The organism is Variovorax humicola, from assembly GCF_037889915.1.
GTDB classification, from domain to species: Bacteria; Pseudomonadota; Gammaproteobacteria; order Burkholderiales; family Burkholderiaceae_C; genus Variovorax; species Variovorax humicola.
Window position 1 is genome coordinate 34,531 of the sequence record NZ_JBBKZV010000008.1, and the last position, 23,077, is coordinate 57,607.

Genomic DNA, 23,077 nt, shown 5'->3' on the forward strand with positions numbered 1-23,077 from the left:
AAAAGTCGTGGCCGCCGCTGTGCTGGCCGGCATGGCGTTCGGCGCGCAGGCGCTGCAAATCACGGGCGTCACACCGCAAGGCGAAGTCGCCCGCGTGCGGCAGCTTGTCGCCAGGTTCGACCAGGCTGCCGTCAACTTCGGCGACCCCAAGGCGCCCGCCCCGCTGGCCGTGAGCTGCACCGATGCGGCTGGGTCCAAGGGCACCGGCCGGTGGGTCAACGAGAAGCAGTGGGTGTACGACTTCGAAAACGACCTTGGCCCGGGTGTGCGCTGCACCGTCACCCGGGTGGCGGGCTTCAAGTCCGCCTCCGGTGCGGAGCTGACCGGTACCGCGAGCTGGCAGTTCAACACCGGCGGGCCGTTCGTGCGCAGCGTGCGGCCCGGGGGTGGCCGTATCGACGAGCAGCAGTTCTTCCTGCTCGAACTGAATGGCGCCGCCACCTCGCAGAGCCTGCTGGCCAACGTGTGGTGCCAGTCCGAAGGTATCGGCGAGCGCATTCCGGTGGTGGCGCTGGCCGACGCCGACCGCGCCGCCCTGCTGCAATCGGTGGGCGCCAACGAGCGCGCCGCCAGGGAGCCGCTGCGTTTTGCCACGGTGCGCTGCAACCGCACGCTGCCGCCGTCGGCCAAGGTGCAACTCGTCTATGGCGCTGGCGTGGCCACCCCTTCGGGCGTGGCCAACAAGGTGGAGCGCCGTTTCGCCTACCAGGTGCGCGAGCCCTTTGCCGTGTCGTTCACCTGCGAGCGCGAAAACGCCCAGGCCGCCTGCCTGCCGCTGCGGCCGATGACGCTGACTTTCAACTCACCGGTGGCGCGCGCCCTCGCCGCGCAGATCGTGCTGAAGGGCGGCGGCAAATCCATCGCACCCAAGTTCGACGACGAAAGCCGGCCGAATGCCGAGACGCTGGTCGACTCGGTGAGCTTTCCGGCGCCCTTCCCAGAGCAAACGCAGTTCAGCATCGAACTGCCTGCCGGCTTCAAGGACGCGTCGGACCGCCCGCCCGCTTCCCCCGGCGCCTTTCCCATGAAGGTGGCGACCGGCGCGATGCCGCCCCTGGCCAAGTTCGCGGCCTCGCCCTTTGGCGTGGTCGAGCGCTTTGCCGAACCCGGCGGTGTAGCCATGATGCCGGTGACCGTGCGCAATGTGGAACCTGCCCTGCAGCTGCAGGCGCTCACGCCCGGGAAGGTAAGCGACCTCAACCCGCAGACCGACAGCGAAATCATCGCGTGGTTTCGCAAGGTGCGTCGCTACGACAACAGCTACACCGTGAGCCGCAAGGTGGCCGCGAGCGACGTGAAGGGCGTGCTGCCGAAGATCATCGACAAGGACGACCGCGACAGCGTCCAGACGCGCATGCTGTCGCTGCTCAACGGCCAGGCCGGCGTGAAAACGCTCGACATGCCCAAGGTCGAAGGCGCTGCTCCGCGGCCGTTCGAAGTGGTCGGCATCCCGCTGACGCCGGGCTTCCATGTGTTGGAGATCTCGTCGCAAAAACTCGGCGGCTCCCTGCTCGACGAGCGCTTCGGCGCCGACCGCACGATGTACGTGCGCACCAGCGCGCTGGCGACCAATCTGGCCGTGCACTTCAAGCTCGGCCGGGAAAACGCGGTGGCATGGGTGACCACGCTCGACAAGGGCAAGGTCGTCGCCGGCGCGAAGGTGCGCGTGTCTGGCTGCGACGGCAAGGCGCTTGCAAACGGCACTACCGATGCCAACGGCCTGGTCACTTTCAAGGATCTCTCGTCCGAAGCGCCTAAGTGCGGCGGCGATGACGGCGAAGACGACGTCGACTACAGCAGCGGCGCCTATTTCGTCAGCGCCCGGGCAAAGGACGATGCGGGCACCGAAGACCTCGCCTTCACGTGGAGCGACTGGCAGCGCGGCATCGAGCCCTGGCGCTTCAACGTGCCGACCAGTGCCGACCCCGAGCCCGACCGCATCGCGCACACGATCTTCGACCGCACACTGTTGCGCGCCGGCGAAACGGTGTCGATGAAGCACCTCATCCGCACGCAGACCAGCGGTGGCTTCGGCCTGCCCGACAGCGTGCCCGACACGCTGGTCGTGACGCACACCGGCAGCGGCCAGCAGTTCACGCAAGCACTGGCCTGGCGCAAGACGGCGACCGGCGGGCAGAGCGCGGAGAACACCTTTGCCATCCCGCCCGCCGCCAAGCTGGGCGTCTACGAGGTAACGTTGCGCAACGGCAAGGAGAAGTCCGAGGGCGGCGACTACGAGGACGGCCGCCGCAACAGCTACGGCACTGGCCGCTTCCGGGTCGAGGAATTCCGCCTGCCCGTGCTGGAAGGCCGTGTCGCGCCCAGCGACAAGAACCCGCTTGTCGCGGTGACCTCGGTGCCCGCGGACGTACAGATCAACTACGTCGCCGGCGGTGGTGCGTCGAACCTGCCGGTACGGGTGTCGGCCGTGACGCGCGCGAAGTCGATGAGCTTTGCCGACTACGACACCTTCAGCTTCGCGCCGCCGCAAAGACAGGTGGCCTCGGGTAGCCACGCCGACGAGGAAGCTGCCGCCTCGGACGACACCCGCGTGGTCGCCGACAAGCTTCCCGTCACCCTGGACCGCAACGGCGCCGGCAAGATCACGGTCGACAAGCTGCCCGCATCCAAGGCGCCGCGCGAACTGCTGCTCGAAGCGAGCTATGCCGACCCCAACGGCGAGGTGCAGACCCTCCGAAGCACGCAAACGCTCTGGCCCGCCGCGGTGATCGCCGGCATCAAGACCGAGAGCTGGATCTCCACCGACAAGAAGCTCAAGTTCCAGGCGCTCGCACTCGACCTCGCCGGCAAGCCGCTCGCCGATGTTCCGATCGACGTCAAGGCGACCGCCGTCATCACCACCAGCAGCCGCAAGCGCATGGTCGGCGGCTTTTACACGTACGACAACAAGACCGAGACCAAGGACCTGGGCAGCGTCTGCAGCGGCAAGAGCGACAGTCGCGGCCTGGTGCTGTGCGATGCCTCGCTGGCCGAGCCGGGCCGCGTGGAACTGGTCGTCAACGCCAAGGACGAGGAAGGCCGCACGAGCCTCGCGGCCAACTCGGTCTACGTGACGAAGCAGGGCGAACTCTGGTTCGGCGGCGAGGACAACGACCGCATCGACGTGCTGCCCGAGAAGAAGAGCTACCAGCCCGGCGAAGTCGCCAGGTTCCAGGTGCGCATGCCGTTCCGCTTCGCGACGGCGCTGGTCGCGGTGGAGCGCGAAGGCGTCATCGAAACGCACGTCGTGCAACTCAACGGGCAAGACCCGACCGTCACGCTGCAGGTCAAGCCCGAATGGGGTCCGAACGCGTACGTGAGCGTGCTGGCGTTGCGCGGCCGGCTGCGCGAGGTGCCGTGGTACAGCTTCTTCACCTGGGGCTTCAAGTCGCCGCGCGAGTGGTGGACCGCCTTCTGGTACGAGGGCCGCGAGTACATCGCGCCCACGGCGCTGGTCGACCTGAGCAAACCCGCCTTCCGGCTTGGCCTCGCGGAGATTCGCGTGGGCACCAAGGCGCACCAGATCGAGGTGAGCGTGTCGAGCGACAAACCAAGCTACCCGGTGCGCGGCAAGGCCGAAGTGACCATTACCGGCAAGCTGCCCGGCGGCAAGCCCGCCGCCGGCGCCGAAGTGGCACTGGCCGCCGTCGACCAGGCCTTGCTGGAGCTGATGCCCAACACCAGCTGGAACCTGCTCGACGCGATGCTGCAGCGACGCAGTTGGGGCGTGGGCACATCGACCGCGCAAATGGAAATCGTCGGGCGTCGGCACTACGGCCGCAAGGCGGTGCCGGCCGGTGGCGGCGGCGGCAAGGGCCAGACCCGCGAGCTGCTGGAAACGCTGCTGCTGTGGAACCCGAAGATCGTGCTCGACGCCAACGGCCAGGCCAAGGTGACTGTGACGCTGAACGATGCACTGACCACCTTCAAGATCGTGGCCGTGGCCGATGCCGGCACGGGCTTGTTCGGCACCGGGCAGGCCAGCATCCAGGCCACGCAAGACCTGCAGATCATCAGCGGCCTGCCGCCGCTGGTTCGCGAGGACGACCAGTTCCGCGCGCAGATCACGCTGCGCAACACCACGCAGAAGCCGATGAAGGTCGTGGTCACGCCGCGTGCCACCCTGCTCACGCTGGAGCCGCAGACCGTCGACATCCCGGCCGGGGAATCACGTGAGGTGGCGTGGAACGTGACGGCACCGGCACAGTTGGCGCAGACGCGCGCCGAAGCCATCCTTTGGGAGATTGCGGCCAAGGACACGCTCGCCGGCGCGGCAGATGCATTGAAGCTGCGTCAACGCGTCGTGCCTGCCGTGCCGCTCACGGTGCAGCAAGCCACTCTGGTGCAAGTCGATGGCGTCTACACGCTGGACGTGGTGCCGCCGGCCGACGCCCTGCCCGGCCGCGGCGGTTTGCGGATGTCGTTGCAGCCCCGGCTCGCCGAAGGCCTGCCGGGCGTGCGCGACTGGTTCGCCAACTACCCTTTCGCCTGTCTCGAACAGAAGTCCAGCAAGTCGATCGGCCTGCGCGATGCCAAGTTGTGGCAAGGCGTACTCGCGCAACTGCCGAGCTACCTTGACAGCGATGGCCTCGCGAGCTATTTCCCGCCGCGCGATGGAGAGGCCAATCGCGGCAGCGACACGCTCACGGCCTACCTGCTCTCCTCCACCAACGAGGCCTCGGCGATCGACCCCGGCTTCGCGATCGCCGACGACGTGCGCGCACCCATGGAAAACGCCTTGATCGCATTCGTCGAAGGCCGCATCCAGCGCGAGTTCTGGAGCCCGCGCAAAGACCTCGACGTGCGCAAGCTCGCCGCGCTCGAGGCCTTGTCGCGCTACGGCAGGGCGCAAGCCCGCATGCTCGGCAGCATCACGATCGCGCCGAACCAGTGGCCCACCAGCGCGGTGATCGACTGGCTGCAGATCCTGCAGCGCGTGAAGGACGTGCCCAAGCGTGACGAGCGCATCGCCGAGGCCCACAACATCCTGAAGGCGCGCCTGAGCTACCAGGGCACCAAGCTGATCTTCAGCACCGAACAGGACGACTACTGGTGGTGGCTGATGACGAATGGCGACGTCAACACCGCACGCCTGATGCTCGCGGTGATGGACGACCCGGAGTGGAAAGACGACATGGGCAAGCTGGCCAACGGCTTCATCGGCCGGCAGCAGAACGGCGCCTGGCACACCACGACGGCCAACTTGTGGGGCGGCCTGGCGCTGGAGAAGTTCTCGAAGAAGTTCGAGGCCGTTCCGGTCGCCGGCCTCACCGCCGCCGTGCTCGGCGCGGCGAAGGCGCAGGTGGACTGGAGCAAGGTCGAGCGCATCAAGGCCAGCGATGCCGGCGGCGCGCCCAACCAGACGACGGCGTTCGGTGCGCCCGCTTCACCGGGCACCCTGCGCAATAACAGCATGTTCATGGCCTGGGCCAATCCGCCTGCGGCACGCGACACGTTGCTGGTCACGCAGACCGGCACCGGCAGGCCGTGGCTCACGTTGCAGTCGGTGGCCGCGGTGCAACTGAAAGCGCCGTTCGCTGCCGGCTATGCGATCAAGAAAACCATCACACCGGTCGAGCAGGCCGTGGCAGGCAAGTACACGCGCGGCGACGTGCTCCGTGTGTCGCTGGAGGTGAATGCCAGCGCCGACATGACCTGGGTCGTCATCACCGACCCGATCCCGGGCGGCGCCACCATCCTCGGCGGCGGGCTGGGCCGCGACTCGCAGATTGCGACGCAGGGCGAGAAGAAGACTGGCGCCGGCTGGGCCGCATTCGAGGAGCGATCCTTCGAGTCCTTTCGCAGCTACTACGAGTACCTTCCCAAGGGCGTGGTGAAGATGGAATACACGGTGCGGTTGAACAACGTCGGCGACTTCGCGCTGCCGCCGAGCCGGGTGGAGGCGATGTATGCGCCGGAGATGTTCGGGGAGGTGCCGAATGCCAAGGTGAAGGTGGAGGCGGGGAAGTGAGACGGTCCGCATGAACAATACGGCGCTCCTCATCATCGACGTCCAGCAGGGGCTGTGCGAGGGCGAGCATGACGCCTTCGAATCGACGCTGGTCATCGACAGGATCAACGCGGTTTGCGCGAAGGCCCGTGCCGCACGCATTCCGGTGATCTTCATCCAGCATGAAGACGACGGCCTTCTGAAATTCGAAACGCGCGAATGGCAACTCGCACAAGGCTTGCACGCAGAACCTGCCGACCTTCGCATTCGAAAGACGACGCCGGACTCGTTCCTGCGGACCGAACTGCAGGCTGTCTTGCAGGAACGCGATGTGAGCGAACTGGTCATCTGCGGCATGCACACCGAGTTCTGCGTCGACACGACCACGCGAAAGGCGCTCGCGCTGGGCTATCCGGTCGTGCTGGTCGAAGACGCACATACGACCGAGGGCAATGACTTCGTGACGCCGCGGCAGGTCATCCAGCATCACAACGCGACGCTCGCCAACATTTCGAGCTTCGGACCCCGGGTCCGAACGGTCCCAAGCCACTCCGTACTCTTCAACGCGCGGTGAACCGCATGAAGAACTGGTACGCGCTGCACTCACACCGGGAGGCCGACGACGCCTTGCATGTGAAAGCGCCCGTGACGCGTATCCGATCCGCGTCATGGCCGTCGTCGAAGCCCCCTTTCAGAGGACCGCCCGTGCGCATATCAGTGCTCGATGACGCTGGAGCGTGTTTCCGCGACGCATGAAACCAGGACGAGCATCGCGAAGTCTGTTCGTGGGCACCCGCGGAACCGGCTTTGCCGGGCCGCTGGGTGCGCCCCCTGGAGAACCCTGGAGGGGGAGGCGCCATAGGCGCATCGGGGGTGTTTCATCCCACCGGCTTTGCCGGGCCGCCGGGTGCGCCCCCTCGAGGGGGAAGCGCCGCAGGCGCTTCGGGAGTGCCTCAATGCTGTGCCGCAGCCGAAGCCCCAAGCCCCGTTTCAGACCGGACCTGCTGCGCCGGGAATGCCGCACGCTCCGAAGCGGCGCGGCTGCTGCGATCCAGCACCGAGAACAGCCAGATGCCTGCAAAACCGATGGCCATCGAGAACAGTGCCGGCGAAGCGTAGGGGAACAGCGCGGAGCCCTTCGGATATCCGAGCGTCGCTTCCCACACCGACGGCGAGACCACGGTCAATGCCACCGACGATGCAAGCCCCAGGAACCCGCCGATCACCGCGCCGCGCGTCGTGCAGTCCTTCCACAGCACCGACATGAACAGCACCGGGAAGTTGGCCGACGCCGCGACCGCGAAAGCCAGCGACACCATGAATGCGATGTTCTGCTTCTCGAACGCAATCCCCAGGAGCACGGCCACGACGCCCAGGCCGACCGTCGTGATGCGCGACACCTTCAGCTCGGCCGCGCTGTCGGCCTTGCCCTTCTTGACCAGCGTGGCGTAGATGTCATGCGAGACCGCCGAGGCCCCCGACAGCGTGAGGCCGGCCACCACCGCGAGGATCGTGGCGAAGGCCACCGCCGAGATGAAGCCGAAGAACACGTTGCCGCCGACCGACTTGGCCACGAGCACCGCCGCCATGTTGGCTGCGCCGCCGCCGCCCTTGATCGTGCCCGTTGCCGTGTCCGCGAACTCGGGGTTGGTCAGCACCAGCGTGATTGCGCCGAAGCCGATGATGAAGATCAGCAGGTAGAAATAGCCGATCCAGGTCGTCGCCCAGAACACCGACTTGCGCGCCTGCTGCGCATCGGGCACGGTGAAGAAGCGCATCAGGATGTGAGGCAGCCCGGCCGTGCCGAACATCAGCGCCATGCCGAAGGAGATGGCCGAGATCGGATCCTTCACGAAGCCGCCCGGGCCCATGATGCTGAGGCCGATGATCGAGGCCTCCTCAGGGCTCTTGCCGGAATTGGCCGCGATCTGCGTGCGCACGGCCACCGACTTGGCGAACAGCGCTTCCGGGCTGAACCCGAACTGCGCCAGCACCATGATGGCCATGAAGGTCACGCCCGCCAGCAGCAGCACCGCCTTGATGATCTGCACCCAGGTGGTGGCGGTCATGCCGCCGAACAGCACGTACACCATCATCAGCACGCCGACGATCACCACGGCCACGATGTAGTCAAGCCCGAACAGCAGCTTGATGAGTTGCCCCGCGCCGACCATCTGGGCGATCAGGTAGAACGCCACCACCACCAGCGTGCCGGAGGCCGCGAAGGCGCGGATCGGGCCGGGCTGGAAGCGGTAGCCCGCCACGTCGGCGAAGGTGAACTTGCCGAGGTTGCGCAAGCGCTCCGCCATCAGGAAGGTGATGACCGGCCAGCCGACCAGGAAGCCGATGGAATAGATCAGCCCGTCGTAGCCGGTCGCCATCACGGCAGCCGAGATGCCCAGGAATGACGCGGCCGACATGTAGTCGCCGGCGATTGCCAGGCCGTTCTGGAAGCCGGTGATGCCGCCGCCCGCGGTGTAGAAATCTGCCGCCGACTTGGTCTTGCCGGCCGCCCACTTGGTGATGTACAGGGTGAGCAGCACGAAGCCCGAGAACATCGCGATGGCGATCCAGTTGGTCGGTTGCTTGTCCACTTGGCCGACATCGCCGCCCGCGGCCATCGCCGCGCTGCCGGCGAGCAGCGTCGCCGTCGCGATGAAGGATTGGATGCGGTGGCGGGTCATGGCTTTGCGTCCTTGAGGATTTCTGCAGTGAGGCGGTCGAACTCGCCGTTCGCGCGGCGAATGTAGATCGCGGTGATGACGATGGTGAAGACGATCACGCCGAGGCCGATCGGGATGCCGATGGTGGTGACGCCTGCGCCGATCGGCCGGGCCAGGAAGGGCTTGTCGAAGGCGATGAGCGCAATGTAGCCGTAGTAGACGACCATCATCAGCGCCGTGAGCAGCCAACCGAACTTGTTGCGTTTTCGGCGTAACTCCAGATACAGGGGGTTCGACTGGATCTTTTCAACGATGGGATCACGCATAAGCTTGTCTCCGGTGGATGGGGGGTTCGGCGCGATTCTGGGATGTCGGCTCCAGGCACGGGGGAATACGCAAACATTCGTCACATTGCGGGAATATCGCGGCGCAGGTGGGTCACTGCATTCGAGCGAATGCGATGCAATCGGAGGCAGCTACACGACGAGAGCAGGCAACGGCGACAGGCCCTACCCCCAAGTGACGGCCGCGGCGAACATGTAGCCCGCGCCATAGACCGTCTTGATGATCACCGGGTCATGCGGGTCGACCTCGATCTTGCGGCGCAGGCGCGAGATGCGCACGTCGATGCTGCGGTCGGTGGGCAGCAGGTCGCGCGCGCCCATCAGCTGTTCGCGGGTGAGGATCTGGTGGGGTCGCTCGACGAAGCAGCGCAGCACCTGGGTCTCGGCGGTGCCCAGCAGATGTTCCGTACCGTCCGGCGCGCGCAGGATGTTGGCGGCGCAGTCGATGCGCCAGCCGAGGAACGACGCATAGCGCCGCTGCTGCGCGCCGGCCGCGCCGTTCGCGGCCATCCGCCGCCGCAGGATGCTGCGCACCCGCGCCACCAGCTCGCGGGACTCGAAGGGCTTGGTCATGTAGTCGTCGCCGCCGAGTTCGAGGCCCATCACGCGATCGGCGGTATGGCCGCGGCCGGTGAGGATCAGCACGCCGGCGCTGGTCTGTGCGGTGATGCGCCGCACCAGGTCGATGCCGTCCATGTCCGGCAGACCGAGATCGACGATGCACAAGTCGGGCTTTTCGGTCTGCATGCGGCGCAGCATGGCGGCGCCCGTGTTGAAGCCTTCGGCGTTGAATCCGAATTCCGCGAGCGCGTTCAGCACGAGCTTGGTGACGGCCGGATCGTCCTCGATCAGGAAGACCAGGGAACGCGGCGCGCTCTCGTCGCGCTGGGGGTGGGATGCGTGTGTGCTCACTGGATAACCTTCACGCTGCGCGCGGCGGTGCGAGTGCCTTCGGGCGGCCGGGCGGCACTCACTGGATAACCTCCACGCTGCGCGCGGCGGTGCGAGTGCCTTCGGGCGGCCGGGCGGCACTCACTGGATGACCTCCACGCTGCGCGCGGCGGTGCGAGTGCCTTCGGGCGGCCGGGCGGCACTCATGCGCGGGACGCCTCGATCGCGTCGGCCAGTTGCGCGGGGGTGAAGGGTTTGATGAGCCATGGCACGCCGGCCACGGCGCGCTCGCCGGCGGCATTGCCGCTCATCAGCACCACCGCCTGCGCAAGGTGCAGCTGGCGCGCGGTAGCAGCGACTTCGCGGCCGTCGACGCCGCCCGGCATTGCAACGTCGGACAGCAGCAGCGCAATGTCGGACGTCTGCCGCAGCAGGGCGAGCGCCTCGACGCCGCTGTCCGCCTCGAGCACCGCATACCCCATGTCGAGCAGCACGCGTCGCACCACGCGGCGGACCTGGGAGTCGTCGTCCACCAGCAGCGCCAGTCCGCGTCGGCCCGGTGCTTCGGACGCAGCCGCTGGGCCGGGCCGGTGGACGTCGGCGCGCTCGCTCGCCGGCAGCCAGAGCGAAATCGTGGTGCCGCGGCCGGGCAGGCTCTGCACGTCGATCGCGCCGCCCGATTGCTTGATGAAACCGTAGACCATCGCCATGCCCAGGCCGGTTCCGCTGCCGGGCTGCTTGGTGGTGAAGAACGGCTCGAACATGTGGGCCATCGTGCGGGCGTCCATGCCACAGCCGTCGTCCTGCACGTCGATGCGCACGCAGTCGCCCGGTGCGGTCTGGAGCGCGTCGGCGGCATCGGCGTCCAGGTGCGCCGGCCGCGCGCGCAGCGTGACCCGGCCGCCAGAGGGCATGGCGTCGCGTGCGTTGAGGATCATGTTGAGGATGGCCTGTTCGAGCTGGGCCGCATCGATCCAGGTGTCCAGCGGCTGCGCCCCCGCGTCGACGCGCAGGTGGATGCGCTCGGGCAGCGAGTGCCTGACCAGCCCTTCGACCGCGCGCAGCAGCGCCGCGACATCCACCGTGCCCGCCTGCAGCGGCTGCCGGCGCGCGAAGCGCATCAACCCCTTCACCAGGTCGGCGCCGCGCCGCGAGGCATCGAGCGCAGGCTGGATGTATTCGGGCACGTTGGGGTCGTCCGGATGCGCGTCCCTCAGCGCCGCGAGATTGCCGATCACGACCGTGAGGATGTTGTTGAAATCGTGCGCCAATCCACCGGTGAGGTGGCCCAGCGCCTCCAGCTTCTGCGTGCGTGCGAGCAACTCCTGGGAACGCCTTTGCTCGGTGATGTCGAAGGTCAGCTCGAAGCAGCCGGCCACCGTGCCGTCGGCCGCACGCTCCGGGACCAGCGACGTGCGCACGGCCCGGCGCTCGCCGGCGTGGATGACCAATTCGTACTCGAAGGTGACCGATTCACCCGCCACCGCCCGCAGCACGTGCGGCTTGACCACCGCATAGACCTCGTCGCCCAGGAAGGCCCGGGCGCTGACGCTTTCGGGCCGCGTGACGTCGATGTGGAACCAGTCGTGGTAGGCGCGGTTCAAGTAGCGGTAGACGCGGCGGTGGTCGAAATACGCGACCAGCGCCGGAATCGAGTCCATCACCAGCCGCATGCGCTGCTCGCTGCTGACCAGTTCGGCGGTGCGCCCAGCCACGCGGCTTTCAAGCTCGGCGTTCTGCTCGCGGATCGTGCGCTCGGCACGGCGCTGCGGGGTGACATCGGAGTACAGCGTGACGAAGCCGTGCCCAGGCAGCGGCTCGCCGTGGATGTGGATCACGCATCCACCAGGGCGAGTGCGCTCGATGTCGTGCGCCCTGAAGGCGCGGGCCGCCGCCACGCGCTCGGCCACCAGCGCCTCGGGGTCGCCCGGGCCGTATTCGCCGCGACGGGCGTTGTAGCGGATGAAGGTTTCGAAGGGCGTGCCGATGCGCGCCATGCCTTCGGGGAAATCCAGCAGCCGCTCGTAGGCGCGGTTCCACGCCACCAGCCGCAGGTCGGCGTCGAAGATCGACAGTCCCTGGTCGAGCCGGTCGAGACCGGCTTGCAAGGTCTGGTAGCGGGCCAGCGGTGCCGTCTCTGCGGCAGCGAAGTCGTTGTCTCTCAAGGGGTCTCCGGCTGTTTGTCGGTGCAGCGGTCGCCAATAAGCGGTTTATAGCCCAGGGCTTGCAAACATTCGTCATCTTTCGCGCCGACTGGTGAAACGTTCATCGCCGATGCTTGGGCGGCCATTGAACCACTGCCCGCCCGGAGACAACATGACCCACATCAATCCGTACGCCATGGGACTCGACAAGAATGCCGCGAACTTCGTGGCGCTTTCCCCGCTGTCTTTCGTCGAGCGATCGGCCAACGTGTATCCCGATCGCATCGCCGTCGTGTACGGCGACGAACGCCGGACCTGGGCCGAAACCTATATCCGCTGCCGTCGGCTGGCCAGCGCGCTGGCGGCCCGCGGCATCGGCCCCGGCGACACCGTGGCGGTGATGCTGCCCAACACGCCGGCCATGTTCGAGGCCCACTTCGGCGTGCCGATGAGCGGCGCGGTGCTGAACACGCTCAACACGCGGCTCGATGCGCCGGCCATCGCCTTCATGCTGCAGCATGGCGAGGCCAAGGTCTTGCTCACCGACCGCGAATTCTCGGGCGTGGTGGCGCAGGCGCTGTCCACGCTGGGCACCCATCGCCCGCTGGTGATCGAGGTCGAGGACGAAGCGGCGCCCGCGGGCCAGCGGCTCGGCGAAATCAGCTACGAAGACTTCCTGGCCGGCGGCGATCCGGACTTCGCCTGGCAGCTGCCCGCCGACGAGTGGGATGCCATCGCCCTCAACTACACCTCCGGCACCACGGGCAACCCCAAGGGCGTGGTGACGCACCACCGTGGCGCCTACCTCAACTCGGCCAGCAACGCGCTCGCCTGGAACATGCCCGACCAGTCGGTCTACCTATGGACGCTGCCGATGTTCCACTGCAACGGCTGGTGCTTCCCGTGGGTGCTGGGGCTGGTGGCGGGCACTGCCGTGTGCCTGCGCCGGGTCGACCCTGCCCTCATCTATCCGCTCATCCGCGAACACCGCGTGACCCACATGTGCGGCGCGCCGATCGTCTACAGCATGATGATCAGTGCGCCGGCCGAACTGCGCGCCGGCATCGGCCACACGGTACAGGGCCTGGTCGCGGGTGCGGCGCCGCCGGCCGCAGTGATCGAGGGCTGCGAGTCCGCGGGCATCGAGATCACCCATGTGTACGGGCTGACCGAGGTCTACGGCCCGTCGGCCATCTGCGCCAGGCAGGAGTCATGGAAAGGCCTGCCCGTCGAGGAGCGCGCCCGCCTCAACGGCCGCCAGGGCGTGCCCTATCCGTTGCAGCAGGCGGTGACCGTGCTCGACCCGGCGACCATGACCCAGGTGCCGGCCGACGGCGAGACCATCGGCGAGATCTTTTTCCGCGGCAATGCGGTGATGAAGGGCTATCTCAAGAACCCCGGCGCCACCGAGGAAGCCTTTGCGGGCGGCTGGTTCCATACCGGCGACCTCGGCGTGCGGCATCCCGACGGCTACGTGAAGATCAAGGACCGCAGCAAGGACGTGATCATCTCCGGCGGCGAGAACATCTCGTCCATCGAGGTGGAAGACGCGCTGCACCACCATCCTGCCGTGCTCAGCGCCGCGGTGGTCGCCGAGCCCGACCGGAAATGGGGCGAAGTGCCCTGTGCCTTCGTCGAGCTCAAGCCAGGCAACGACACGGTGACGCAGGACGAACTCCTCGCCTTCTGCCGTCCGCTGCTGGCGCGCTTCAAGGTGCCCAAGCGCATTGTGTTCGGCGAATTGCCCAAGACCTCCACCGGGAAGATCCAGAAATTCCTGCTGCGCGACCGCGTGCAGTCCGCCAGCGCCATCGAATGAACCAACCCACGAGGACCTTGCCATGAGTTCCCAGCCCGAAGTCTTCATCGTCGTCGCCGCCCGCACCGCCATCGGCACCTACGGCGGCAGCCATTTCTGATCGCGTTCAAGGAGTACCCCATGCACACCGCAACGACACCGGTCGCGACCCCCACGACCTATCCGCCTTCGCAGAAAACCGTGCGCAATGCGCATGTTTCCGGCCGCGCCGCCTACGACCGCCTGGTCGCGGAAGCGGAGGCCGACCACGAGGCGTACTGGGCCCGCCTGGCGCGCGAGTTCATCACCTGGAAGAAGCCCTTCACCAAGGTGCTGGACGACAGCAACGCGCCCTTCTACAAGTGGTTCGAGGACGGCACGCTCAACGCCTCCTACAACTGCCTCGACCGCAACATCGAGCGCGGCCTCGGGCAGAAGACGGCGATCGTCTTCGAGGCCGACGACGGCGCCGTCACCCAGGTCACCTATGCCGACCTCCTCGAGCGCGTCTGCCGCACCGCCAACGCGCTGCGCCTGATCGGCGTGAAGAAGGGCGACCGCGTGGTCATCTACATGTCGATGTCGATCGACGGCGTGGTCGCGATGCAGGCCTGCGCGCGCATCGGCGCAATCCATTCGGTGGTGTTCGGCGGCTTCTCCTCGCAGGCACTGCGCGACCGCATCGCCGACACCGGCGCGGTGGTGGTTCTCACCGCCGACCAGCAGGTGCGCGGTGGCAAGCACCTGCCGCTGAAAGCCGTCGTCGACGAGGCGCTGGCGCTCGGCGGCTGCGAAAGCGTGCGCCATGTGCTGGTCACGAAGCGCACCGGTGCCGAGGTGCCGTTCGAGGCGCCGCGCGACCAATGGATGGCGGACCTGCTGGCCGTGCAGCCGACGACTTGCGAGCCCGAATGGGTCAGCGCGGAGCATCCGCTGTTCCTGCTCTACACCTCGGGTTCCACCGGCAAGCCCAAGGGCGTGCAGCACTCGACCGGCGGCTACCTCCTGCATGCGGCGCTGACCTGCTACTGGACCTTCGACCTCAAGCCCGAAGACGTGTTCTGGTGCACCGCAGACATCGGCTGGGTCACCGGCCATACCTACATCACCTACGGCCCGCTGGCGCTCGGCGCAACCGAAGTGGTCTTCGAAGGCATACCCACGTACCCCGACGCCGGCCGCTTCTGGCGAATGATCCAGGACCACCTGGTGACGGTGTTCTACACGGCGCCTACCGCCATCCGCTCGCTCATCAAGGCGGCGGAAAGCACGCCGGCGGCCCATCCGCGCAACTACGACCTGTCGAGCCTGCGCATCCTCGGCACGGTGGGCGAGCCCATCAACCCGGCTGCCTGGCAGTGGTACCACGACCACATCGGCGGCGGCCGCTGCCCTATCGTCGACACCTTCTGGCAGACCGAGACCGGCGGCCACATGATCACGCCGCTGCCCGGCGTCCACGACCTCGTGCCCGGCTCCTGCAGCCTGCCCTTCCCCGGCATCAGCGCCGACGTGGTCGACGAGGCCGGCAACCCCGTCCCCTGGGGCCAGGGCGGGATCCTGGTGGTGAAGAAGCCATGGCCCGCGATGATCCGCACCATCTGGGGCGACCCGGAGCGCTTCAAGTCGAGCTACTATCCGCAGGACTTCCAGGGCCGCTACTACCTCGCCGGCGATGGCGCGATCCGCGATGCCGAGACAGGCAACTTCACCATCACCGGCCGCATCGACGACGTGCTCAACGTGAGCGGGCACCGCATGGGCACGATGGAAATCGAATCCGCGCTGGTGTCGTGCACCGAGCTGGTGGCCGAAGCGGCCGTGGTCGGCCGGCACGACGACACCACCGGCGAGGCGATCTGCGCATTTGTGGTGCTCAAGGGCGCGTTGCCCGTCGGCGACCAGGCCACCGCCATCGCCAGCGAACTGCGCACCTGGGTTGCCCGGGAAATCGGCCCCATCGCGAAGCCGAAAGACATCCGCTTCGCGGAAAACCTGCCGAAGACGCGCAGCGGCAAGATCATGCGGCGCCTGCTTCGCTCGGTCGCCAAAGGCGAAACCTCGACGCAGGACACCTCGACGCTGGAGAACCCGGCGATCCTGGAGCAGTTGGGGCAGGTGTATTGAATCCGGAACCCCTACTGCGAAGTGAATTCGTGGGCACCCGTGGAACCTGCCTTGCCGGGCCGCCGCCGGGTGCGCCCCCTCGAGGGGATCGAGGGGGATGCGCCGCAGGCGCTTCGGGGGTGGCCCACCCTACGGCTTGAACGAACCCTCGAGCGTGTAGCGCGTTCCCGGATGGACCAGGCGCGCCAGCGTGACGGGCGCGCCCTGGCTCTCCGTGCGCCGCACGATCACCAGGCAGGGCTCCTGCGGGTCGATGCCGAGCAGGCGCGCCTCCTTGGCGGTGGGCTTGCTCGCCTCGATCGAGTACTGCGCCTCCCACAGCGGCGCCACTGAAAGCAGGTACTGCGTCGGCGTGATCTGGTTGAAGTCGACACCGAGGTAGTCCGGCGCGGCCGCCGGATTGACATAGCGGTCCTCGCACAACAGCGCGAGGCCGTCCTCGAAATGCACGATCAGCGAGTGGAATACGCGGCTGCCCATCGGCAGGCCGAGTCGCTGGGCCATGCCTGCGCCGACTTTCTCCTCGCGCACGAATTGCACCTCGACATGGTGCTTGCGGCCTCGCTCGGCGATCTCGGTGTGGAGGTCGCGGATGGTCAGCGTGGATGACGCGCGATAGGGCTGCGCCGCAAAAGTCCCCACGCCCTGGATCCGCTGGAGCAGCCCCTCCGACTGAAGTTCGCGCATCGCGCGATTGACCGTCATGCGGCTCACCTCGAAGCGGTTGACCAGTTCCGCCTCCGAAGGCATCAGGGCGCCTGGCGGCCACTTGGCCGTTGCCAGGCCATCCTTGAGGAATGCCTTGACCTTGGCATAGGCGGGCGCGGGTTGCTCGAAGTTCATGGGTCGAGATTACATGAGCGATCTTGTCTAGACAAGAAAACCTGTGAATGCGGGTTAATACCGATCCATTGCGCTTGATCGAACATGTCTAGACAAGTACATTCAACCCAGATCGCCGCTCGACACCAATCCCGGATCGAGCCTCCTTTCTTCAATCGCAACCAGGAATTACGACATGTCTGATTTCAAGCTGAACGGGTGGGTATTGACGTTGGCGGCCGCTGCAGCCACATGCACGACGACGGCAAATGCCGACATCAAGATCGGGCTGATGGTCCCGCTCACGGGCTTTGCCGCGGCGGACGGCAAGTCGGCGCTGGAGGGAGCCAAGCTCGCCGTGGCGCAGGCCAACGCCAAGGGCGGCGTCAAGGGCGAGAAGCTCGACCTCGTGATCTATGACGACCAGGCCTCGCCGAAGGAAGCAGTGCCCACGGCCACCAAGCTCATCGAAAAAGACAAGGTGGTCGGGGCAGTGTCGGGTTCCTACTCGGGCTCGACCCGCGCTTCGGCCGGCGTGTTCCAGGCAGCCAAGGTGCCCTACGTCACCGCCTACGCCATCCACCCCGACATCACGCGTGCCGGCGACTACATGTTTCGCGTCTCGGCCATGGGCGAGGTGCAGGGCCGTGCGGGCGCCAAGCTGGTCAACGACCTGGGCAAGAAGAAGGTCGTGCTGATCAACGTCAAGAATGACTTCGGCCAGTCGCTGGCGGTCGGGTTCAAGGAAGGCGCCGCCAAGTTCGGCCTCACCATCGCGGGCGAACACGAGTACAGCATCCAGGACCGACAGTTCGGCGCCCTGGTGTCGCAGGTCAAGTCGCAAGAGCCCGAGGTGATCTACGCAAGCGGCTACTTCTATACCGCCGGCCCGCTGGTCAGCCAGTTGCGCGCCGCCGGCGTCAAGGCAACGATCATCGGCCAGGAAGGCTACGACTCCGACAAGTTCATGGAGATCGCCGGTGCCGCCTCCGAAGGCGTGCTGGTGACCACCTCGCTCGACCGCGATTCGACCAACCCCGCGACCAAGGCTTTCCTGGCCGACTTCAAGCAGGCCACCAAGGAAGGCGCGGACATGGTCGCCGCGGCCACCTACACCGCCACCAACGTGATGATCGAAGGCCTGCAGAAGACCGGCGGCAAGGGCGGCGAGGCACTGCGCGACGCGATGGCCGCGGGCACCTTCGACACGCCGATCGGCAAGCTCTCGTTCAACGACCTGCATGAAGTCAAGAAGGACATCCAGGTCCAGGTGGTCAAGGACAAGGCCTTCCATCGCCATTCGGTGATCTCGGACGCGGTGCTGCTGGCGCCGCCGTCGAAGTCCAGCGGCCAGTAAACGGGCGCCCCATGCTTTTCATCGAACTGGTCGCCCAGAGCCTGGTGCAGGGCAGCCTCTACGCGCTGATCGCGCTGGGGCTGACGCTGGTCTACGGCCTGCTGCGCATCCTCCACGTGGCACACGCCGCCCTGTTCACGCTCGGCGCGTACCTCGGGGTGCTGGTCTGCAACGCCACCGGCAGCCTTTTGCTGGCCTTCGCGGTCGCCATGGCGCTCGCCGGGCTGGGCGGCGTGGCCATGTTCCGGCTGGCCTACAAGCCGCTGCTGAACAAGCCGGCCTATGTGGCACTGATCGCCTCCATCGGCCTCTACATCGCCTCGGAAGAAATCTTCCGCATCGTGTTCGGCGCCTCGGGCCTGTCCTTCACCGAGCCGCCGCTGCAGGCGCAGGTGTCGGTGGGCGGCCTGCAGTTCAAGCAGGCCGAGTTGGCCGTGATGCTGAGCAGCGTGGTCATCATCGCCCTGCTCGGCTGGCTGCAGACACGCACGCGCATCGGCGTGGCTTGCCAGGCGACGGTGTCCGATCCGCAGATGGCCGAGTCCTTCGGCATCAAGCTCAACACGGTGCGCGACCTGAACTTCCTCGTGGGTTCGGCGCTCGCGGGCTTCGCCGGCGTGTGGGTGGCCATCCTCAACAACCTGGTGGAGCCCACGATGGGCAGCGTGCCTTCGTACAAGGCGCTGGCCATCATCGTGCTGGGCGGCCTCGGCTCGGTGCGCGGCACGCTGCTGGCTGCACTGGTGCTCGGTTTGGTCGAATCCTTCGGCACCACCTACCTGAGCAAGCTGCTGGACCGCAACGCGATCGCCTTCGCCTTCCTGATCCTGGTCCTGATGGCGCGGCCCCAGGGTCTGTTCGCCAAACGCTGAGGAGCCGTCATGGACTATGAAATCTCTTTGCTCACCACGATCGGCATCAGCGTGCTGTTCGCGCTGTCGCTGAACCTGATCACCGGCTTCTGCGGCCAGATCAGCCTGGGCCACGCGGCCTTCCTCGGGCTCGGCGCCTACGTGTCGGCCATGCTCAGCAAGGCGGGCCTGCCTTTCTTCGCGACCATTCCGCTGTCGATGCTGCTGGCCGGTGCGCTCGGCGTGGTGGTGGGGCTGGCCTCGCTGCGCGTGCGGGCCGACTTCCTGGCCATCACCACGATGGGCGTGGGCTTCCTGTTCATCGGCGTGGTGCGCCAGCAGGAGTGGCTGGGCGGTGAAATGGGCATCTCGGGCTTTCCGGGCTCGGGTCTCGACAAGACCGCGTTCCTGGTGCTCGTGCTGGTGCTGGCTGTGCTCACCGCGGCACTCTGCCTGTACATCCAGCGCTCCTGGATGGGCCGCGTCTTCAACGGCATCGCCGAGGACGAGGACACCATGCGCGTGCTCGGCATCGACGTGCCGCGCTACAAGCTGGCGGCATTCGCGGTGGGCACGGCGCTGGCCGGTGCGGCTGGCGCGCTGTATGCGCAGAACCTGAAGTTCATCGGCCCCGACAGCTTCGGCTTTGCCGAATCGATCACCGTGCTCTCGATGGTGGTGGTCGGCGGCATCGGCTCGGTGCTGTGGGTGACGGTGGCCGCGGCGACGCTGACCGCCCTGCCCGGCTGGTTCCAGTTCATCGGCGACTACAAGCTTCTGGTGTACGGCGGCCTGCTGTTCCTGATGATGCGGTTCTCTCCAGGCGGCCTGGCCGGGATGATCGATGCGCTGCGCGAGAAGGCCTTCAAGGCCGCCCCTGCCGCCAAGGCCCTGGAGGTGCGCCCATGACCCCGAAGACTCCCCTGCTGAGCGTCTCCGGCATCACGGTGCGCTTCGGTGGCCTCACCGCCATCGACAACGTGTCCTTCGATGTCTACCCCGGCGAGCTGCTGGGCCTGATCGGCCCGAACGGCGCGGGCAAGACCACGATGCTGCGCTCCATCACCGGCGTGGTCCGCGCCAACACCGGCAACGTGACGCTGGCGGGCGAGAGGCTCGACGCGCTGCCGATCGAGCGGCGCATCCGCCGCGGGCTGTCGCTGTCGCAGCAACTGGTCAAGCCGCTGCGCAACATCTCGCTGATCGACAACGTGGCGCTCGCTGCCGGCGCGCACAAGACGCTGTCGCCGCTGCGCTCGCTGATGCACGTCTCGCAGGCCGACGAAAAGGCGCGCGCCCTGCAGATGCTGCAGAGCGTCGGCATCGCCGAACGCGCCGACCAGTTGCCGGGCACCCAGCCGCTGGGCGTGCTCAAGCGCCTGGAGATGGCACGCTCGCTCGCGCTGAACCCCAAGCTGCTGCTGCTCGACGAGCCGCTGGCCGGCCTCAATTCGCGTGAAGCCAACGCCCTGGCCGACACCATCGTCGACATCAACCGGCGCGGCGTGACCATCGTGCTCATCGAGCACAACCTCGGCGAGGTCATGCGCGTATGCCAGCGCCTCGTGGTGCTGGACAACGGCCGCAGGATCGCCGACGGCGAGCCCCGCGCCGTCATGAACGACCCCGAAGTGCGCACCGCCTACCTCGGTGGCGACAACCTGTCGGCCTCGGCCGTGAAGGAGGAGGAACATGCTTGAGCTGAAACAGATGTCCTGCGGCTATGGCGCCTTCAGCGCCGTGCACGGGCTCTCGCTGGTGCTGCGCCCCGGCACCATCACCGGGCTGCTGGGCGCCAACGGCGCGGGCAAGTCGTCCACGCTGATGTGCGTCGCCGGCCACGTGGGCCTGCAGGGCGGCCAGTTGCTGTTCGACGGACAGGACATCGGCCGCATGCCCGCCACCGAGCGCGTGCGCAAGGGCATCGCCATCTCGCCCGAAGGCCGGCGCCTGTTCAAGGACCTTACGGTCGAAGACAACCTGCGCGTGGGCGGCGTGATCCACCCCGCGAGCTGGTACCAGCAAGACCGCGACCGCGTGCTCTCGCTGTTCCCGCGCCTGGCCGAGCGCCTCACCTCGCTGGCCGGCAACCTGTCGGGCGGCGAACAGCAGATGCTGGCCATCGGCCGCGCGCTGATGACGCGCCCGCGCCTGATCATGATCGACGAGCTCTCGCTCGGCCTCATGCCCAAGGTGATCGACCTGTGCTACCAGGCGCTGCACAAGCTGCGCGACGAAGGCATGACCGTGCTGCTGGTGGAACAGAACACCGAACGCACGCTTTCGATCGCCGACGATGTCTGCGTCCTCGAATCCGGGCAGTCCGTCTGGCGCGGCAGCGCCGCCGATGCCCGCAACGACCCTTCATTGACCGCGGCCTACCTCGGCCTGCACTGACCGATTCACCCTCCAAGGAGAACCCTCATGACCAGCAACATCGACCCCCGCATCGACCCGACCCGCGTGATCCGCGCCCCGCGCGGCACCCAGCTGACCTGCAAGAACTGGCTCACCGAAGCGGCCTACCGCATGATCCAGAACAACCTGGACCCGGACGTGGCCGAGAACCCGCAAGCCCTGGTCGTTTACGGCGGCATCGGCCGCGCCGCGCGCGACTGGGCCTGCTACGACCAGATCCTGGCCTCGCTCAAGGACTTGAACGAAGACGAATCGCTGCTGGTGCAGTCGGGCAAGCCGGTGGGTGTGTTCAAGACGCATCCCAACGCCCCGCGCGTGCTCATCGCCAATTCGAACCTCGTACCCAAGTGGGCCAACTGGGAGCACTTCAACGAGCTCGACCGCAAGGGCCTGTTCATGTACGGCCAGATGACCGCCGGCAGCTGGATCTACATCGGCAGCCAGGGCATCGTGCAGGGCACCTTCGAGACCTTCGTCGAGGCCGGCCGCCAGCACTTCGGCGGCGACCTCGCGGGCAAGTGGATCCTCACGGCCGGCCTCGGCGGCATGGGCGGCGCACAGCCCCTGGCCGCCACGCTCGCGGGCGCGGTGTCGCTGAACATCGAATGCCAGCAGTCCAGCATCGACTTTCGCCTGCGCACGCGCTACGTCGACAAGCAGGCACGCGACATCGACCACGCGATCGAGCTCATCCGGCAGCACACCGCGGCCCGGGAAGCGGTCTCGATCGGCCTGCTGGGCAATGCGGCCGAGATCCTGCCCGAGCTCGTGAAGCGCGCGAAGGCAGGCGGCATCAAGCCCGACCTCGTGACCGACCAGACCTCCGCGCACGACCTGATCCACGGCTACCTGCCCGCGGGCTGGAGCGTGGCGCAGTGGAAGGCCGCGCAGCGCGATCCGGCGCAGCACACCAGGCTCACCGATGCGGCCGCCAGGAGCTGCGCCGTGCACGTGCAGGCGATGCTCGACTTCCAGAGCATGGGCATTCCCACGGTGGACTACGGCAACAACATCCGCCAGGTCGCCTTCGACATGGGCGTGAAGAACGCCTTCGACTTCCCCGGCTTCGTGCCGGCGTACATCCGGCCGCTGTTCTGCGAGGGCAAGGGCCCGTTCCGCTGGGTGGCGCTGTCGGGCGATCCGGAAGACATCTACAAGACCGACGCCAAGATCAAGGAGCTGTTCCCGGAGAACAAGCACACGCACCGCTGGCTGGACATGGCGCGCGAGCGCATCGCCTTCCAAGGCTTGCCGGCACGCATCTGCTGGCTGGGCCTGGGCGAGCGCCACCGCGCCGGGCTGGCGTTCAACGAGATGGTGAAGAACGGCGAGCTGAAGGCGCCGATCGTGATCGGGCGCGACCACCTGGACACCGGCTCGGTGGCCAGCCCCAACCGCGAGACCGAGTCGATGAAGGACGGCACCGATGCGGTGAGCGACTGGCCGCTGCTGAACGCGCTGCTGAACACCGCGGGCGGCGCGACCTGGGTCAGCCTGCACCACGGCGGCGGGGTGGGCATGGGCTATTCGCAGCACTCGGGGATGGTGATCGTGGCCGACGGCACCGATGCGGCGGCCGAGCGCCTGGCGCGCGTGCTGGTCAACGACTGCGGCTCGGGCGTGATGCGCCATGCGGACGCAGGCTACGAGCAGGCCATCGCCACGGCGAAGAAGCAGGGCCTGAAGCTGCCGATGGTCCGCTGAGGTCATTG

At 67.2% G+C, this 23,077-nt stretch carries 15 protein-coding genes; 10 read left to right on the forward strand and 5 right to left on the reverse strand.

Annotated features, from left to right (window positions below; all coding sequences use genetic code 11):
• Window positions 1-31 precede the first annotated feature (31 nt).
• Window positions 32-5,971: an alpha-2-macroglobulin family protein gene (locus WKW80_RS15430; protein WP_340364600.1), complete on the forward strand. Its 5,940-nt coding sequence runs from the start codon at window positions 32-34 to the stop codon at window positions 5,969-5,971.
• A gap of 10 nt (window positions 5,972-5,981) precedes the next feature.
• Complete coding sequence (locus WKW80_RS15435; protein ID WP_340364451.1) at window positions 5,982-6,524, forward strand: cysteine hydrolase family protein; 543 nt, start codon at window positions 5,982-5,984, stop codon at window positions 6,522-6,524.
• Window positions 6,525-6,903: 379 nt separating this feature from the next.
• On the opposite strand, the gene WKW80_RS15440 is transcribed toward WKW80_RS15435, so the two are convergent.
• The 4 genes from WKW80_RS15440 to WKW80_RS15455 all read right to left on the reverse strand — a co-directional run bounded on the left by WKW80_RS15440 (window position 6,904) and on the right by WKW80_RS15455 (window position 12,013).
• Entirely contained in the window at window positions 6,904-8,634 is a 1,731-nt protein-coding gene (locus WKW80_RS15440) for a cation acetate symporter (RefSeq protein WP_340364452.1), read from the reverse strand.
• The gene (locus tag WKW80_RS15445) at window positions 8,631-8,939 is read right to left on the reverse strand and encodes a DUF485 domain-containing protein (RefSeq protein WP_340364453.1); all 309 of its coding nucleotides are present in this window, start codon (window positions 8,937-8,939) and stop codon (window positions 8,631-8,633) included. The genes WKW80_RS15440 and WKW80_RS15445 overlap by 4 nt, the downstream gene beginning before the upstream one ends.
• 183 nt (window positions 8,940-9,122) lie before the next feature.
• Window positions 9,123-9,869, reverse strand: a complete 747-nt coding sequence (locus WKW80_RS15450) for a response regulator transcription factor (RefSeq protein WP_340364454.1) — start codon at window positions 9,867-9,869, stop codon at window positions 9,123-9,125.
• Between the two features lie 182 nt (window positions 9,870-10,051).
• Window positions 10,052-12,013, reverse strand: a complete 1,962-nt coding sequence (locus tag WKW80_RS15455; RefSeq protein ID WP_340364455.1) for a hybrid sensor histidine kinase/response regulator — start codon at window positions 12,011-12,013, stop codon at window positions 10,052-10,054.
• A gap of 151 nt (window positions 12,014-12,164) precedes the next feature.
• Here WKW80_RS15455 and WKW80_RS15460 point away from each other — a divergent pair, with 151 nt between their 5' ends.
• Together WKW80_RS15460 and acs are read left to right on the forward strand one after the other, a co-directional pair.
• Complete coding sequence (locus WKW80_RS15460) at window positions 12,165-13,811, forward strand: acyl-CoA synthetase (protein WP_340364456.1); 1,647 nt, start codon at window positions 12,165-12,167, stop codon at window positions 13,809-13,811.
• Between the two features lie 120 nt (window positions 13,812-13,931).
• Complete coding sequence (acs, locus tag WKW80_RS15465) at window positions 13,932-15,917, forward strand: acetate--CoA ligase (RefSeq protein WP_340364457.1); 1,986 nt, start codon at window positions 13,932-13,934, stop codon at window positions 15,915-15,917.
• A gap of 129 nt (window positions 15,918-16,046) precedes the next feature.
• On the opposite strand, the gene hutC is transcribed toward acs, so the two are convergent.
• The gene (gene hutC / locus WKW80_RS15470; RefSeq protein ID WP_340364458.1) at window positions 16,047-16,760 is read right to left on the reverse strand and encodes a histidine utilization repressor; all 714 of its coding nucleotides are present in this window, start codon (window positions 16,758-16,760) and stop codon (window positions 16,047-16,049) included.
• Between the two features lie 175 nt (window positions 16,761-16,935).
• Here hutC and WKW80_RS15475 point away from each other — a divergent pair, with 175 nt between their 5' ends.
• From WKW80_RS15475 to hutU, 6 genes are read left to right on the forward strand one after another with little or no spacing between them, the layout of a single operon-like run.
• Entirely contained in the window at window positions 16,936-18,096 is a 1,161-nt protein-coding gene (locus WKW80_RS15475; RefSeq protein WP_340364459.1) for an ABC transporter substrate-binding protein, read from the forward strand.
• 11 nt (window positions 18,097-18,107) lie between these two features.
• Window positions 18,108-18,968 (forward strand): branched-chain amino acid ABC transporter permease, encoded by an 861-nt coding sequence (locus tag WKW80_RS15480; protein ID WP_340364460.1) that lies wholly within the window; start codon window positions 18,108-18,110, stop codon window positions 18,966-18,968.
• Window positions 18,969-18,977: 9 nt separating this feature from the next.
• The gene (locus tag WKW80_RS15485; protein WP_340364461.1) at window positions 18,978-19,856 is read left to right on the forward strand and encodes a branched-chain amino acid ABC transporter permease; all 879 of its coding nucleotides are present in this window, start codon (window positions 18,978-18,980) and stop codon (window positions 19,854-19,856) included.
• The gene (locus tag WKW80_RS15490; protein WP_340364462.1) at window positions 19,853-20,647 is read left to right on the forward strand and encodes an ABC transporter ATP-binding protein; all 795 of its coding nucleotides are present in this window, start codon (window positions 19,853-19,855) and stop codon (window positions 20,645-20,647) included. The genes WKW80_RS15485 and WKW80_RS15490 overlap by 4 nt, the downstream gene beginning before the upstream one ends.
• The gene (locus WKW80_RS15495) at window positions 20,640-21,344 is read left to right on the forward strand and encodes an ABC transporter ATP-binding protein (RefSeq protein WP_340364463.1); all 705 of its coding nucleotides are present in this window, start codon (window positions 20,640-20,642) and stop codon (window positions 21,342-21,344) included. The genes WKW80_RS15490 and WKW80_RS15495 overlap by 8 nt, the downstream gene beginning before the upstream one ends.
• Before the next feature lie 27 nt (window positions 21,345-21,371).
• On the forward strand, window positions 21,372-23,069 hold the full coding sequence (gene hutU, locus WKW80_RS15500; protein WP_340364464.1) for a urocanate hydratase: 1,698 nt from the start codon (window positions 21,372-21,374) through the stop codon (window positions 23,067-23,069).
• Window positions 23,070-23,077 lie beyond the last annotated feature (8 nt).

Coding starts and splice junctions, on each gene's coding strand:
- WKW80_RS15430 (WP_340364600.1), top strand. CDS start 32: ATGGCGTTCGGCGCGCAGGCGCTGCAAATCACGGGCGTCACACCGCAA.
- WKW80_RS15435 (WP_340364451.1), top strand. CDS start 5,982: ATGAACAATACGGCGCTCCTCATCATCGACGTCCAGCAGGGGCTGTGC.
- WKW80_RS15440 (WP_340364452.1), bottom strand. CDS start 8,634: ATGACCCGCCACCGCATCCAATCCTTCATCGCGACGGCGACGCTGCTC.
- WKW80_RS15445 (WP_340364453.1), bottom strand. CDS start 8,939: ATGCGTGATCCCATCGTTGAAAAGATCCAGTCGAACCCCCTGTATCTG.
- WKW80_RS15460 (WP_340364456.1), top strand. CDS start 12,165: ATGACCCACATCAATCCGTACGCCATGGGACTCGACAAGAATGCCGCG.
- acs (WP_340364457.1), top strand. CDS start 13,932: ATGCACACCGCAACGACACCGGTCGCGACCCCCACGACCTATCCGCCT.
- hutC (WP_340364458.1), bottom strand. CDS start 16,760: ATGAACTTCGAGCAACCCGCGCCCGCCTATGCCAAGGTCAAGGCATTC.
- WKW80_RS15475 (WP_340364459.1), top strand. CDS start 16,936: ATGTCTGATTTCAAGCTGAACGGGTGGGTATTGACGTTGGCGGCCGCT.
- WKW80_RS15480 (WP_340364460.1), top strand. CDS start 18,108: ATGCTTTTCATCGAACTGGTCGCCCAGAGCCTGGTGCAGGGCAGCCTC.
- WKW80_RS15485 (WP_340364461.1), top strand. CDS start 18,978: ATGGACTATGAAATCTCTTTGCTCACCACGATCGGCATCAGCGTGCTG.
- WKW80_RS15490 (WP_340364462.1), top strand. CDS start 19,853: ATGACCCCGAAGACTCCCCTGCTGAGCGTCTCCGGCATCACGGTGCGC.
- WKW80_RS15495 (WP_340364463.1), top strand. CDS start 20,640: ATGCTTGAGCTGAAACAGATGTCCTGCGGCTATGGCGCCTTCAGCGCC.
- hutU (WP_340364464.1), top strand. CDS start 21,372: ATGACCAGCAACATCGACCCCCGCATCGACCCGACCCGCGTGATCCGC.